This window comes from Pseudoalteromonas sp. AWH4_217 (assembly GCF_056161105.1).
In genome coordinates, this window is record NZ_JBSWYM010000013.1 from 166,948 (window position 1) to 184,006 (window position 17,059).

At 53.0% G+C, this 17,059-nt stretch carries 2 protein-coding genes and 2 pseudogenes; all 4 read right to left on the reverse strand.

The window, feature by feature from the left end; translation table 11 throughout:
* Positions 1-2: 2 nt before the first annotated feature.
* Positions 3-1,523 (reverse strand): annotated as a pseudogene (locus tag ACXAH1_RS16825) (amino acid adenylation domain-containing protein); the annotation flags it as partial.
* A gap of 21 nt (positions 1,524-1,544) precedes the next feature.
* Positions 1,545-3,116 (reverse strand): annotated as a pseudogene (locus ACXAH1_RS16830) (condensation domain-containing protein); the annotation flags it as partial.
* Entirely contained in the window at positions 3,113-9,859 is a 6,747-nt protein-coding gene (locus ACXAH1_RS16835) for an amino acid adenylation domain-containing protein (protein WP_475198259.1), read from the reverse strand. The gene ACXAH1_RS16835 and the pseudogene ACXAH1_RS16830, both read right to left, overlap by 4 nt.
* A 208-nt stretch (positions 9,860-10,067) precedes the next feature.
* Positions 10,068-16,757, reverse strand: coding sequence for an amino acid adenylation domain-containing protein (locus ACXAH1_RS16840; protein WP_475198260.1), 6,690 nt, complete (start codon positions 16,755-16,757; stop codon positions 10,068-10,070).
* Positions 16,758-17,059: the final 302 nt, after the last annotated feature.

The following is a 17,059-nucleotide window of genomic DNA, read 5'->3' on the forward strand; positions in this document are numbered from 1 at the left end:
CTGGTTAACGGCCAGTGCTCAATCAGGACCAGCGCATCCGGGACCATATAGCCAGGTAACCGCTGTGCCAGTGTCTGGCTCAGCTGAGTGTTATCCACGGCCCCAAGCTCCCGTGCTGCACAGGTTAGCTCAATGTAAGCCACCAGGCGTTTATTTGCTTCGCCGTTTACTACCACCAGCGCACTGGCCACGCTCTCCAGCTGCGTGATTTGTTGCTCGATTTCGCCCAGCTCAACCCGGAAACCGCGGATCTTGATCTGGTTGTCGGTACGACCCACATAGTCAATGACGCCATCGGCCTGAACACGTACTAAGTCACCGGTACGATAAAGGCGTCGATAGGCATCACTTTGAGCGTCGTCATAGAAAGGGTTGGCGGTGAATTTTTCTGCGCTCAGTGCTGCCAGGTTTAAATAGCCCAGCGCCAGTCCGGGTCCGCTGACACACAACTCACCCACACTCCCCAGCGGTACCAGATCATTGCCGCTGAGCACCATCACACTGTCGCCCTGCAGTGCACGACCAATCGGCACCGCGTTTGCGGGATCAAAGTCCGCAGGAACCGGATAACAACAGGTAAAGGTGGTGTTTTCGGTCGGACCGTAACCATTAACCACTTGCACTGCTGGCAAAGCATGTTGCACCCGGGCCACAGCCTGCGGGTCTAACACATCACCACCGGCCAGCACAGTGCGCAGCGAGCTCAGCTGTGTCTGTGCCTGCGTGCTTATCTTACTCCACTCACTAAACAGTCCGGCGGTTAACCACATCGCATTAACCCGGTGCGCCTCAATCGCCTGATTCAGTGTCTCCAGTGTGATATGGGCTTGCGGATAGATCACGCAGCAACCACCATTAAGCAGCGGCCCCCAAATTTCCAGCGTTGCTGCATCAAACGCCACATTCGCGGCCTGCAAAAACACCGTATCCCGGTCCAAACTCATAAAATTGGGCGACATCACCAGTCGGCTGATGGCCCGGTGTGGCACCGCAACCCCTTTGGGTAATCCGGTCGAGCCCGATGTATAGATCACATAAGCTGGGTTTTCTGGCTCAGGCAAGTGCTCAGTAAGCTGTGCAGAGCCAAAACGCATAAACGCATCACACCCCTCAATTGTGAGTGCAGGGGTCAGCTCCAGTGTCTGTATATCGCTGTTTTGCAGTATCGGGCGATGTTCAGCACAGGTGATCACCAGGTTAAGATCAGCGTCTGCCACAATATGGTCGATGCGAGACTGCGGATAGTCGGGGTTCAGCGGTACATAGGTCGCGCCACTTTTGAGCACGGCCAGCATGGCGACTATCATCTCGATACCGCGCGGCAACAATAAACCGACATACGCCTGGCGACCTTGTGCTATCAGATAACGAGCAAGACGACTGGACGCACTGTCGAGTTCACCATAGCTAAGCTGACGCTGACCACACTCCAGTGCGATATGCTGCGGCGCAAGTGCGACACTGCGGCTGAACAACTCTGTCACCGTCTGCTGAGCATCCTCTGTCAGCTCACTGGGGGTCATCAGCGCCGCCAGCTGCGCCTGCTCTGTTGCATGAAGCGCCGAGATTTCACTCAACATTGGCTGACTGGCACTCGCCGCAGCACCTGCCAGCCTTTCGATAACCGCCACCAACTGGGCGTTGAAACGTGTAATGAGCGCCGGGCTGAATAAGGCTTTGTCATATAACCAGCTAATATGAACACCTTGCTCATCCAGACTCAGGTTAATCTCCAGATCAAATTTGCAGATAGGTTCATCGCCACTCAGCGGTGTCATGCTCAGCTCGGGCAGTGCTACGCTGGGCGCCTGTTCACTGGCCACCCCATAATCAGAGTTAGTGGTCAAAACTATCTGAAATAAAGGTGTATGAGCACTATCACGCTCTATATTCAGTGCCTCGACAATCTGCTCAAACGGCACATCCTGGTGGGACTGAGCCTGCTGGTTGACGTGGCGAATATGGGCTAAAAAGTCTGCCAGCGTGTCATGCTCTGTGCTTGCTCTGAGCACCAGAGAATTGACAAAAAAACCAATCAGGTCTTTCAGCTGGGCATCGCTGCGATTTGCAATCGGAGTGCCAATCACTACATCTGAGGTGCCGCTAAAACGCGACAAGGTCAGTGCCAGCGCACCATGCATGAGCATAAACGGGCTGAGCTGATACTGTTCACACAGCTGAGTAAGTGCTTTGGCAACAGACGCCCCCAGCGAGGCGTCATGCCTGGCGCCCAGATACCCTTTTTGTACGGGCCTTGGATAGCTCAGCGGCAGGCTATGCAATGCGGGTAAATCGGTCAGTGTCTGCTGCCAAAATGTCAGCCCGGATGCGAGCACCTCTTCGCTCAGCCACTCACGCTGCCAGTGCGCATAATCTTTGTATTGCAAAGCCAGCGCAGGCAGCGGACACGCATTGCCCTGCACCAGGCTGGCATAAATCGCAAAGAACTCCTGGCTCAGAATCGCCATCGACCAGCCATCAGAAGCAATATGGTGCATGTTTAATAACAAGTACCCCACCTGGCCCGGAGCCGTGTCACTCATGCTCACCCAGGTTGCACGGATCATCAGATCCTGGCTCAGGTCAAAGGGTGTCTGAGCATCTTCTTGCAGCAACGCATCCAAAGCCTGTTGCGCTGCATCAGGTGCCTGCACACTCAGATCCACACTGGTTAATGAGAAAACCACATCATCGCGCACAACCTGCACCGCTTTGCCCTGTTGAGACTGGTACACAGTGCGCAACACCTGATGACGCTGCACAATTTGTGCGAGCGCCTGTTCCACCAATGCAGGCTGCAGCTGACCTTCGACACGATAGATCTGCGGCATATTATAGTGCGCACTGCCGCCGTGTAGCTCATTGAGCATCCACAGACGCTGCTGTGCAAAAGAGAGAGGCGCGCTGCAACCCGGCGTCTTTTTCAGCGCCGGGCGCTTATGGCTGCGGGCATAAAGCTGGTGTAAAAAAGCCTTGAGTGCGTCTTTGTTTTCGGCCAGCTGACGTTTCAGCTGACTGTCCATTTCTTTGGGTAGCTTGAGGGTGATTTTTTCATCCTGAGACTGAAAAATAACACCCGCCTGTTGTAGTTGTTGAAAGAGCAACTCAACACTCATAGCTCAAAATCCTCAAATTCATTGTTGTCTTGCTGCGCTGGCAGCGTCTGGTCATGAATGGCCTGAACCGACTCAATAAACCCGGCAATTTGCTGAATATTTTCGCAGCGATACAGGTCGGCGATTTGCAGTTCAATTTCAAGATGCTGGTTAAGTGCCTGCAGTAACTTCATGACCAACAGTGAATGGCCACCCAGCTCAAAAAAGTTGGCCTGTGTACTGATCTGCTCAGCTGGCAGGTCCAGTAACTCAGACCACAGTGCAACCAGCTGCGTTTCCAGCTCGCAGGCCGGTGCCACATATTCAGCCTGCATCAGACTGAAATCCGCTTCGGGCAGAGCATGTCTGTCGATTTTTCCGTTCGGTGTTAACGGCCAGTCTTGCACCAGTACAAAGGCTGCGGGGATCATATAGGCAGGTAACTGAGCGGCCAGTGCCTGGGCCAGCCCCTGAATATGCGCACCTTGTTCCTCCTGCTTGCCACTGCAGTTCAATTCCACATAGGCAACCAGCTGTTTATCCCCCCCGGTGTGCGCTTTAATGGTGATCAGAGCCGCGGCAACATCGTCCAGCGCTTCCAGCTGGCGTTCAATTTCACCCAGCTCAACCCGAAAGCCACGAATTTTAATTTGATCATCTACCCGGCCGGCATATTCAATCAGTCCGTCAGTATTGCAGCGCACCAGATCGCCGGTGCGATACAAGATTTCGGGCTGGTTGCCCTGAGTCTGATACGGATTGCGAATAAAGCGCTCTTTGCTTAGCGCTGGCTGATTAAGATAACCCAGTGCCAGACCATCCCCCCCAACGCACAGCTCACCAACCACACCTTGTGGTACCCGACGGCCATGCGGCGTTAAGATCAGCAGCTGGTCGCCCTGCACTGCGCGACCAATTGGCACGCCTGAACTTAGGTCGCTGTGTTGGGGCACCGGGTAACAACAAGTAAAAGTGGTGTTTTCCGTTGGTCCATAACCATTGATCACTGTGACCTCAGGCAGTGCCCGTTGCACGGCGGCAACCGCCTGCGGATTGAGCACGTCCCCACCGGCCAGCACGTTTTGCAACGCCAGGGTGTCAGCTGCCAGTTCATTACACACTTTGCTCCACTCGGTAAACAGCCCCGAGGTCAGCCACAGTGCCGTGATCTCCTGAGTACGCAATACCCGATTCAGCCCATCCAGTGTGATCAGGCTGTCCGGATATAACACACAGCGCCCGCCATTCAGTAAGGGCCCCCAGATCTCCAGCGTCGCGGCATCGAAGGCAATGTTGGCACTTTGCAGAAATACCGTCTGGCTATCCAGAGTCATAAAGTTTGGCGCATGTACCAGGCGATTGACGGCACGGTGTGGGGTCATTACGCCTTTAGGTGTGCCCGTGGAGCCAGAGGTGTAAATCACATAGGCCAGCGATTGCGGTGTCAGCGCATCTGCCCGGGTCAGATTGTCTATACTCAGGGCTGACCAGGGCGTGTCAGCGTCATCCAGCATCAGTTTTGTCACCTGACTGAAGGCCAGAATCTCTTGTTGCGCTCGCTCGGTCAGGATCACGCTCAGCTGAGTATCTTCTAACATATAGGCCAGTCGCGATTGCGGATAGTTAGGGTCCAGCGGTACGTACGCACCACCGGCTTTCAGAATCGCCAAACTGGCCACTATCATCTCTACAGAGCGGCCTATACACAGGCCCACTAAAGTTCCGGAGCCAACCTGATGCGCTTCGCGCAAATAACGCGCCAGCTGATTGGCTTTGGCATTCAGTTCATCATAACTGAGGGTCTGCTCATTCAGCTGTAAGGCAATACTGTCCGGTGTAGCTCTGGCATGCAGTTCAAACACCTCATGAATACAGGCACTGCGAGGATAACTGGCTTCGTCACTTTGCTCCTGACTGAGTTGTGTCAGCTCAGGCTCACTCAGTACTGCCAGTGTTGCAACCGGCTGCTCACTGTGCTCATTCAATGCCTCCACCAGCGCGTCTAACGCGGTGTGCATTAGCTCAGCGATCCGTGCTGCACTGACGCTTTGTTCAATCTGATAGTCCAGACTAAAACTATCGCCCTCTCCCAGATCATTCACCGATAAATCGAACGGATAATTGGTGCGTTCACGCGTGCTAAGCAGCGCCACGCCGGGCGACGTATCCTGTTCACCCGCTGGTTCCGACTGTGTCGCCGAGTGGCGATAATTCACGATGGCACTGAACAGCGGCGTATTGCCGTCTATCCCACTGTAACTTTGCGCTTCGGCCAGAGATACCTGTTCATAGGGTAACAGCGCCTGCAAGGCATCATTGACTTCTTTAAGTGCAACATGGGCCGCCTGATGACCTAATGATACGCGCAGTGGCAAGGTATTGATCAGCATCCCCATCATACGCTCAATGCCCGCCATACCGTTCATCCGGCCAGACATCACAGTACCAAACACCACTTCATCACGACCACAACAGGCACTGAGTACTTGCGCCCAGGCAAGGTGAAACAAAGCCGCCGGGCTGCACTGATGGCGTTTACATAAAGTGCGGATCAGCTGAGACTGCGTGTCGCTGAGCGTCGAGTGATATTCAACTACCGAATTACCATCCCCGGTGACCTGAGCCAAATCAAACGGCAAGGTGGGTGTATCTATGTCGCCCAGTTGTTCAGTGAAGAAGGCTTCAGTGTCCAGTTCAGCGCTTTGCGCCATTGAACGAGCGATAAATTCCCGGTAAGGCAAAGGCGCTGGCAGTGCCAACACATTGTCGGCTTCGAGTTCACTCATCAGGATCTCTAATGACACATGATCGGTAATGAGATGATGGAATTTGAGCATGGCGAATACCCGCCCCAGTTCATCCTCTGGCGTGACCACCAACTGGATCAGCGGCGCAGACTCCAGATCAAACCCATGTGGTCCGCTTGCAACATACTCAGTAAACTGTGCCTCAATGTTGCCCTCACGGAGCGCCAGTTCAGTAACCGGTAGCCTGGCTTCACGCATGACAACCTGCATCGCCTGCTGACGACCACGCCAGAAAATCGCGGTGCGCAGCACATCATGGCGTTGGATCAGCCAGTTCAGCTGGGTAACAAACCCGGACAATTTACCCGCTGATGTGAACTCAAAACTGGCAGTAGTGACGTAGGGGTCATGTTGTGGATTCAGCGTATGAACAAAGAGTACACCCTCTTGCAGAGGCGCCAGTGGATACATATCCTGAATGTTGCGCATCCCGCCAGATGTCGCTGCGGCGATGGCATCAATCTCAGATTGTTCAAGCGTTGCCAGCGTCAGCATGTCGGGCGTAATGGCATCACACTGAGGTGGTATTTTATTCTCAGGGATGGCAAAGGTGTCGCCGGCCTCGCAAATAACCTCCGCCATAGCCGCCAGGTCAACGGCCTGGAACAGCTGCTGGGCGCTGCAACTGAGGTTGTGCTGCTGCAGTTTGGCCAGTAACTGCATAATCAGCAAGGAATGGCCACCCAGTTCAAAGAAGTTAGCGGTGGCACTGATTTTATCCTGCTCCAGCCCCAGCAGCTCGGCCCACAGGCTTGCCAGCAATTGAGCGAGCTCAGTCTCGGGCGCCACATATTGTGCACTGCTTTGTTGTAACGCATCCGGCGCTGGCAGGGCTTTTTTGTCAATTTTGCCGTTTGGTGTCAACGGCCACTGTGGCATGACCACAAACAGACCGGGTACCATATGGGCCGGTAATTGTTGCCCCAGACGTAATTTGATATCGCTGATCCAGGCTGCCTGTTGCGTCTCATCCAGGGTTGTCTCACACGTGATACAAGGCTGGACATAAGCCACCAACTGCTGCTGACTATCCGCCAGTGTGCGCGCCAGTACCTGCGACAATGCAACATCTTCGAGTTGGTTAAGGCGATGCTCAATCTCACCCAGCTCAATACGGAATCCACGGATTTTCACCTGGTCATCGCTGCGACCAATAAACTCCAGTCGTCCGTCCTGCCGGTAACGCACTAAGTCACCAGTGCGATAGAGGCGAGGGCTGCAATCCGTGCTGTGTGTCTCGTAATAGGGGTTGGCAATAAAGCGTTCTTCGGTCAGTTCAGGCCTATTGAGATAACCACGGGCAACACCGGCACCACCCAGATAGAGCTCACCAACACAGCCAATCGGCAAGCGCTCCATCGCGTCACCCAGCACATAGGCCTGACTGTTGGCGATGACATAACCTATGTCCGGCACCGACTCTAGCTGTGTGGAAAAGCGCGCACAGGTTGAGTAGGTGGTATCTTCCGACGGCCCATACAGATTACACACCTCAGCCTCGGGCAAGGCTGCAAAAATTTGGTTTACCTGTTGCGCTGTCAGTGGTTCACCGGCCAGGTTAACTGTAGTCAGGCTTGCGGGTAATGCGCCCACATCCAGCAACGCCTTCATTGCTGAGGGCACGGTATTGATCAGGCTGATATCCAGCGACTGATCCGCCAATGCCAGGGCATTTTTAACCACCACCACTTCGAACCCAAAGCTTAAAGGTAAGAAGATTTCATACACCGACAAGTCAAAGTTCAGTGACGTTGAGGCCAGTACCCGGCGCAGCGCCTGATCGCTAAAAGCAGCCCTGGCCCAGTAAAGCATTGCGACTGTGTTACGGTGTTCGATCATCACGCCTTTTGGTTTGCCCGTCGACCCCGAGGTATAGATCAGATAGGCCAGATGCTGTTCAGTCACGCCACTTTCACAGCGCCCGATATTTGCCGTGGAATAATGCGAGAACGCACAGCCGGGCTGTGCAATCAGGTCATCCAGCATTACCCTCTGCGTACCGGGCAATGACACTGTACCGGTAAGCGTTTGCTGGGTCAGGACCACTTTCAGGCTGGCGTCTTCAATCAAATAAGCCAGACGCTCCTCAGGATAAGCCGGGTCAAGCGGAATATAAGCGCCACCGGCCTTGAGAACAGCCAGCATAGCAATGATCATTTCCACGCCACGCTCCAGACATATCCCCACCGGACAATCCGGAGCAATGTGATGCTCAAACCGCAAATAGTGAGCCAGCTGATTGGCTCTGGCATTCAGTTCACCATAACTCACAGCAACTTCGCCACACTGCACAGCAATGCGTTCAGGTGTTTGCTCTGCCTGTGCTTCAAATAGCTCGTGAATACAGCGCTGTTGTGGATACTCAATGGCGTTGTCATTAAACCCGCTGAGCTGTGTAATCTCGGCATCAGTCAGCATAGGGATAGCAGCGGTGCTCAGCTTACTGTCGGCATTGAGCTGTGCCAGAAAAGCCAATGTGTTGTTGAGGTGCTGCGCCAGGGTTTCGATGCGCTCGCGCGTGAACAGTGCCACGTCATAGGTCCATTCAATTGCGCCGCCGTCATCACTTACCGAGGCATTGATGTCCAGATCAAACTTGGTCGTTGCGCCATTGCCCTGCAATGGGCTGATGGACAGACCTGCCAGCTCAGTGGTATCAGCATGTGCATCGCGCACACCGTATTCGGAGTTCGTGGTCAGCATGATCTGGAACAGTGGGCTATGGGCTGTGCTGCGCGGTACTTTCAACACTTCAACGAGTTTTTCAAAAGGCAGATCCTGATGAGACTGAGCATCCAGGTGTACCTGCCTGAGCTGAGCCAGATAGTCACCAAGTGGTTGCGCCTGAGTATTCACCCTCAGGATTAATGTATTGACGAAAAAGCCGATCAGCGATTCGAGCTCCACCTGACGGCGGTTAGCCACAGGCGTGCCGATGACAATATCATGGTGATTACTGTTGCGAGACAGTACCAGCGCCAGCGCCCCATGGATCAGCATAAACGGGGTTAACCCATAGCGACGGGCAACGGATGCCAGCTGCTGACATAACTGTGCACTCAAAATCTGTGATACCACCTCGCCCTGATATGTTTTCACCTCAGGTCTGGGGTAATCGAGCCCCAGGGCATGAACTCGGGGCAGTTCAGCCAGTTGCTGCTGCCAGTAACTGAGCTGGGCATCCAGCACCTCACCTTGCAGCCAGTCACGTTGCCATTGTGCATAGTCGGCATACTGAATGGAAAGCTCCGGCAACGGATTTGGCTGACCATAACCAAAGGCATGGAACAGGGCAAAGAATTCTCGGATCAGGATGTCCATAGACCAGCCGTCGGTGGCGATATGGTGCATATTGATAAACAACACACCTGCATCTCCCGCTGGCAGAGTCGCAAAGCGCACCCGCAGCATAAAGTCTTCAGCCAGATTGAAAGGCTGCTCTGCGGCCTCACGAACAAAGCGCTCAATACCACTTGCCTCGTCCTGACCTGTCAGGAGTGACTGCTCAACAGTAAAGTCTTGCGGGTCAAGCAGGGATTGCTGCACACCTTGAGCGGATTGCCGGAAAACGGCTCTGAGCACCTCATGACGGGAAACAATTTCACGAAACACCCGCTCTATCAATGCCACATCTAGTTGTCCACTGAGCCTGAACACCATCGGCATATGGTACTCGGCGGAGCCACCCTGAATTTGGTCCAGCGTATACAGGCGTTGCTGTGCAAATGATAGTGGATAATGGCTGAGGTCTTCACGGGGGGTCACCGGATTTACCTGCGGGGCATCGCTATAGTGTGTCAGCGCCTCAATAATCGCACTTTTATGTTGTTTGATCTGCCTGGCAATGTCGGGCGTTATGGCCCCTTTTCTGGCTTTAGACTTTAATGCCCCGTCCTGCAGAAATAGCCGGATCCCCGCCTGCTCAAGCTGCACGAGTAGCTGTTTGATATTTTCCATAATGACTGACTAACTCATATCTGTGTTAACTGCAAAAGCGCTGCGCCCGCAACAGGTGTGCTGTTCGTGTATCCGAACAAAACCCCGACACTGGCTTAGCCTCTACGACTTAAAGCCAGCCTGAGTGAACACTCAGGCTGGCAGGTTTATACGTGCTTTTTGGTACCTGTGCTCATGTTGAGCGGGCGAATTAAGTAGCCCGCCACCTTTACCAGTCCATTTCCTCCAGCTCAGCATCATCTTGGGTCTGCAGGTCGCTCTGGCGGCTGAGCAGATAATCAATATGTAAGGCCTGCTCTTTAAGCTGAGGTTGAGCAAACAGCTCTTTGATAGAGAACTCCACCGCAAAACGATGTCGGATCTGAGTCTCCAGCCGGGTTACCAAAATGGAGTTGCCCCCTTGTTCAAAGAAACGTGCATGGCTGCTGATCATTGCGGGATCTATACCCAGTAATTCGGACCAGACCTGGGCCAGCGCCAGCTCAGTTTCAGTCTGTGGCGCCACATAGGGCTGCTCAGAGTCTTCTGCGGATATATCCGGCAGGGCTTTTTTATCAATCTTACCGTTCGGAGTCAGCGGCCATTGCATAACCACCACAAAGCGGCTCGGCACCATATATTCCGGTAATTGCTCATACATATCTTGCTCAACGCCTGAGATAAGCTCTGTGGTGTTTTCAGCCTCAGTGTGTGGCTGAATGTATGCGACCAGCATATCGGCCCCGTTACTGGCTTGTTTCACTAACACTACGGCCGAATCCAGTTGTGGACAGCGGTTTAATTGCGCTTCAATTTCGCTTAGTTCAATCCGAAAGCCCCTGATTTTAACCTGAGCATCCAGACGACCGACAAAGTCAATACTGCCATCAGGCAGAACCCGGGCCAGATCTCCGGTCTTATACAAGCGTGTGCTGTCACGATGGGCCGGGCAATAATAGAACGGGTTATCGACGAACTTTTCAGCGCTCAGTTCGGGACGTTGATGATAGCCACGAGCCAGACCATCACCGCCAATATGCAACTCCCCAATCACGCCCGGAGGCACCAGATTCATTTGCTTATCCAGGACATACAGACTGACATTGTTCAGGGGTTTGCCTATGGTGATTGGCGCGCCCGGATAGAGCCGCTGATAAGAAGCACATACGGAGGCTTCCGTCGGACCATAGGCATTAAAGAAGGGATAATGTGCCGACCACTGATTGGCCAGCTCCGCTTCACACGCTTCACCGGCGACAATCAACGCCTGCAAGGCCAAAGACGTATCGAGCGGCATCATGGCCAGGAATGCCGGTGGCAAAGTGACATGGCTGATCTGTTGCTCTGCCAGCAGCGCCGTAATGGCCTCAGGCGAGCGTCTTTGTTCACTCTGTGCAATCACCAAAGTCGCGCCATTTAGCAGCGCCATGGCATATTCCCAGGTACCGGCATCAAAACTCATGGAGGCAAAGTGCAGGATTTTGCTGCGCGGGGTGATAGCAAATGCCCGACGCTGATTATCCGCCAGGTTCACGATCCCCTGATGCTCAAGCAACACGCCTTTTGGCTGGCCTGTTGACCCTGAGGTATAGATTTCATACGCCAAACTGGTAGGCAATAGTCCGAGTGCTTTGCTGTCCAGGTTTTCATCACTGCAATGACTGAAAGGCCCCAACGCAGCATCACTCAGCAGACCGTCTACAGTAATAAGATCATAATCCGAGAGGCGCACAGCTTCGCTGATGGCCTTGCTGCTGATAATGGTTTTGATCCCAGCATCTTCGAGCATATAGCTCAGTCGCGCGGGTGGGTAGGCCGGGTCAAGTGGTACGTAAGCGCCCCCCGCTTTAAGCACCGCGAGTGTGGCGACGATCATTTCCAGCGAACGCTCCAGCGCAACACCTATCAATGTGTCTGACTGTATGGCGCCGCGTTCACGCAGAAAGTGTGCAAGCTGGTTGGCTCTGCCATTAAGCTGAGCATAACTCAGTTGTTGATCGGCAAAGATCAGCGCAATATGCTCAGGATTACGCGCTGCCTGCTGTTCAAATGCCTGATGGATACATAGCGACCGATCATAGTCATGGTAATTGTCGTTGAGGGCATTAACCAGATACTGGCTTTGCTCGTTAGCCAGCACACTCAGCTGTCCGGGTGAGTTGTTCAGGCTTTGTGTCATCTCAGTTTGCACCAGGCGCTCTAGCAGCAACATCAAGTGCTCGCTCAATTGGGTGATATGCGACTCAGTGAACAGCGAAGTATCGTAAATCCAGTTAGCCTGCAGCCCGGATTCACTCATGGAAAACTCCACTTCGAGATCAAATTTTGCCACGCAACCGGCCTGCATAACGGGTGTGATCACCAAGCCGTCCGGCGCGCTCTGCGTTGAGCCTGACTGTGTCTGAGCGCTGTTGAATGAGGTCATGATCTGACAAAGCGGCGCATGGGCATCACCCCGGGGGATCTGCAATGCATCAACCAGCTGCTCAAACGGCAGGTCCTGATGACTTTGTGCATCCAGATGAACGGCTCTGACGTGTTGCAGATAGCTGTCCAAAGAAGGCTGCTCAGTGTTGACCCGCAGCGCAAGAATATTGACAAAAAAGCCTATCAGCGGCTCAACTTCCGCCTGCATCCGATTCGCTACCGGCGTGCCAATCACCACATCAAGACTGTTGCTGTAACGACTGATGGTCAGTGCCAGTGCCGCATGCAGCAGCATAAATGGCGTCATCTGATAGTGCGCAGCCATATCACATAATTGTGTCGCCAGCTGTGCAGATGCTTTGCCCGATACCATAGCACCATCATATTGTTTTTCGGCAGGTCTTGGACTATCCAGTGGAATACTGTGTACGCCTGGCGCTTCACTCAGCTGTGCCTGCCAGTAATCGAGCTGCTGTTGCAGCACCTCACCTTGTAGCCAGTTACGTTGCCACTGGGCAAAATCAGCATACTGAATCTTCAAAGCAGGCAGCGGGTTGTCCTGGCCAGCACTAAATGCGCAGTAAAGCGTAAAGAATTCTTCTCTGAACAGGTTTAATGACCAGCCATCTGAGGCAATATGATGCATATTAAGCAGTAGCACACCTCGCTGCGAACCCAGGCTAATATAGCTGGCACGTAGCATCAGGTCGGCGGCTAAATCAAAGGCCGCATGCGCATCTTCAGCCAACAGCTGATCAAGTTGTTGTGCGTGCGCACCATCCAGATGACTGAGTTCCAGATGTCGTATCACCACAGGTTGTACCGCCATGATCACTTGCACAGGTCCTTGTTGCCCTTCCTGATAAACAGTCCGCAATACCTCATGACGCTCTACTATCGCCGTCAGTGCCTGCTGGGCCAGAGTCAGATCAAATGGACCTTCTATTTCAAAAGCCGTGGGCATATTATACTGAGCAGAGCTGCCCTGAAACTGATCGATAAACCACAGGCGTTGCTGAGCATAAGATAGCGCAAAGCGGTTTGTATTTCTCTCCTGTGGTTCAATGGGTGGCCGAGTGGCTTGTGTGCCTGACTCAATCAGGGCCGCCATTGTCAGTAACGTGCTCGCTGAGAAAACCTGTTTAACCGCAACCTCAATCTCAAACTCACTGCGGATCAAAGAAACTAACCTGACTGACAGCAAAGAGTGGCCACCCAGCGCGAAGAAATCAGCATCGCGAGTCAGCGTTTCTGCTTCACACCCTAACAGGGTTGACCAGATCTGCGCCAGTGCCTGTTCAGTCGCAGTGTGCGGCGCCTCTCCCTGACACTGCGTTTGAGTTAAGTCGATGACAGGCAGTGCACGCCTGTCAATTTTGCCGTTACGGGTCAGCGGCCATTGCTCGACCACCACAATGGCGGCAGGCACCATATATGCGGGCAACAGATCTTTTAGCTGAGTCTGTAAAGCGGTGATCAGGTGCTGCTGTGTCTCATTTGTCTCACACGTGATACAAGGGCGCACATATGCAACCAGGTGTTTATTGTCGCCCTCGCCAGTGGCAAGCACCAGCGCCGATTCCACCTCTGGGCAGGACTCAAGCACCGCACTTATCTCACCCGGCTCAATACGGAAACCTCGAATTTTTATTTGTTCATCACTGCGGCCCAGGTACTGTAAGTTGCCCTGCGACGTCATGCGCACCAAGTCGCCCGTTTTGTAGACGCACGTGATATCCGTCTGTGGCACCTGCAACTGTGATGTATCAAGAAAACGCGCTTCAGTCAGGCTTGGGTTGTTGTAGTAACCCAATGCCACACCGGGTCCGGCAACATAGAGCTCACCCACACAGCCCACAGGCACGGGCGCTAAATCGGCGTCCAGGATCAGACAAGTCGTGTTGGCAATTGCCTGGCCTATACTGACTTCTTCTTCGTTTGAGTTTTGTACATGATAAGTGGTGGCGACATGCGTCTCTGTCGGGCCGTAATGATTATATAAATCACACTGCGGATGCTGTGCCATAAATGCGCGAATACTGGGGGTGATCTTCAGCACATCTCCGGCAACACACACTTGCTTAAGTGCTGCCATAGGAATACCCGGATGTTGCGTAACCTGCTCAGCCAATAGGTCAAACACAGCTGGTGGCACAAATAAGCGTTCAATATTGTGCTTTGCAACCAGAGCACCCAGCTCTTGTAACTGGTCTTTTTGCTGCTGAGACATGAGCACCAGCGGAGATCCGGTATACCAGCTTGTTGCCAGCTCCTGAGCGGACACATCAAATGTCAGTGGCGTAAATTGCAATGTGCGGTAGGGCTGTGTAATGCCGTCAACATACGCTTGATGCATACACAGATTAACCAGCGTGCTGTGGCGCTGGCTGACACCTTTTGGCCTGCCTGTTGAGCCTGAGGTATACAGGATATAAGCCGGGTTGTCGGCTGCCACCTCCGGGAGCTCGGCAGGCCGTTCAGGAGGTTGCCACAGCACGGGGTCGTCCAGCCTTACGCACGGCATGCCGGCAAAAGAATCCAGCGAGTGAGATAATACCAGCGACAGTGAAAGTTCAACGACAATATAGTTTAATCTGTCTGCCGGCGCCTGGGGGTCTAGTGGTACATAAGCCCCACCCGCTTTCAGTATTGCGGCAATCCCGCACAAAGTGTCAACACAGCGTTGCGCCACAATGCCCACCGGTTGGCCCATGCTCACCTGATGCTCTGTCAGCAGGCGCGTTGCCAATACATCAGCACGTGCATTTAACTGCGCAAAAGTGACCTGAGCTCCTTGTGTTTCCACTGCCACGGCATCAGGATTGACCTGAGCCTGATGTTCAAGCAAGTGATGCACAGCCGGGTACTTGGGGTCAACTACGCGACCACAGCCTAGCGCTAACGCTTGTTGCTGCTCTTGCTCACTCTCCATCGGTATGGCTGCAAGCCTGGCAGACCAGTCTCCTGCTTCGGCCAACTTAGCCAGAGCACTCAGTACATTGCATAAGTGCTGACTCAGCTGACTGATATGTGCTTTGCTGAACAGAGCAATATCATAAGTCCAGCCCACCGACACGCCCGACTCATTCATTGACATATGAATGTCTAAATCAAATTTGGTGGTCAGGGCAGCTTCGGGCATAGCCTGCAAAATGGCGGCCCCAAGCTTTATTCCCTGCGCGTCAGCCGGTGCTGTTCCATAGTGGTTATCCGTGGTCAGTAAAATCTGAAACAGTGGACTGTAGGCGTTATTGCGGGGCACATTAAGTACTTCAACCAGCTGCTCAAATGGCACATCCTGATTGCTCTGTGCACCCAGATGTACCGCTCTGACGTGGCCCAGATAGTCACTCAGAGTGTCATGTGCTGTGCTGACTCTGAACACCAACGTGTTGACAAAAAAACCGATTAAAGGAGCCAGAGCCGGATCCTGGCGGTTAGCGACCGGACTGCCAATAACAATGTCTTTAGTGTTACTGTGTCGGCTTAAGACTAACGCCAGCGCACCATGTAACAACATAAAAGGGGTTAACTGAAAGACTCTGGCCAGTTCCAGCAACTGAGTTGCAATGGCACCGCTTAGCTGTGCCGTAACCAGTTCTCCCTGATACTGTTTTTCAGCAGGCCGGCTTGCATCTAATGGCAGCTGGTGCAGTGCTGGCACATTCTCTAACTGCTGTTGCCAGAAATCTAACTGTTTGTTTAGCCCTTCCCCGGCAAAGGTCTGCTGTTGCCAGTGGGCAAAGTCTCGATACTGGATAGGCAACGGCGTCAGTGTACCTGGTATGCCTTGCTCAAGCGCCTGGTAAATGGCAAAAAACTCTTTGGTCAGCACATCCATCGACCAACCGTCGGAGGCAATATGATGCATATTGAAACTTAAAATGGCCTGGCAAACAGCACTGTCATCATGCGTCAGCTGCAAGTAACTGGCCCGCACCATCAAATCCTTGCTCAAATCAAATGTTCTGGCAGCGTCACGAATAAGATAAGCGTCAGCCGCACCGTGGGGGTCTGTCTGCTCGCTCAGATCCTGCACTGTGATGGTTAACGACGTATTGTCCAACACCTTCTGGCAGGGCTCACCATCGCGCTCATAAAAAACCGTTCTCAATACTTCATGGCGTTGTATTATCTCATTCAGGGCCAGCTCTACCCTGTCGATGTTCAGCTGTCCGTGCACCTCAAACGCCATAGGCATATTGTATTCACTGGAGCCACCATTGAGCTTGTCGATAAACCATAAACGACGCTGAGAAAAGGACAATACAGTATCAGCATGCGGCTCTGATTTTGTGGCTACAATAGGAGACACGGCCGGCACCTTTTGGTGTGCCAGAATAGACTCTATGATCTGCGCTTTATTGTTCTTCAGAAAATCTTTTTCTTCTGTGGTCAGGGCTTTCAATTTACCCCTGACGAGCAACTTACCCTGCTCATCGACAGTGAGTTTGATCCCTTTTTCACTGAGCTGTAAAAAGAACTGTTTCATATTTTCGCTTTTGCAATCAAATTGATGATAAAGAAAAGCACTGGCAGACATGTCATTAGTTGAAGTCGCCAGGTGCACACAAATCCAATCAGCCATAACCCTTGTACTATCAGCGAGAAAAATCCTATCCTGGCCGTACTTATCCAAAACTTTCGGACAATCATGGCGCATATATTATGTGCCGTGCGAAAACAGCATTCTCAGCGGCAAAATAGCCCACTTAATTAAGCGAATTGGGGTACGAAGAGCAACATGCACACACAACCTGCCCTCCGGTTTTTATGTTGCTATTGCACAGCGCC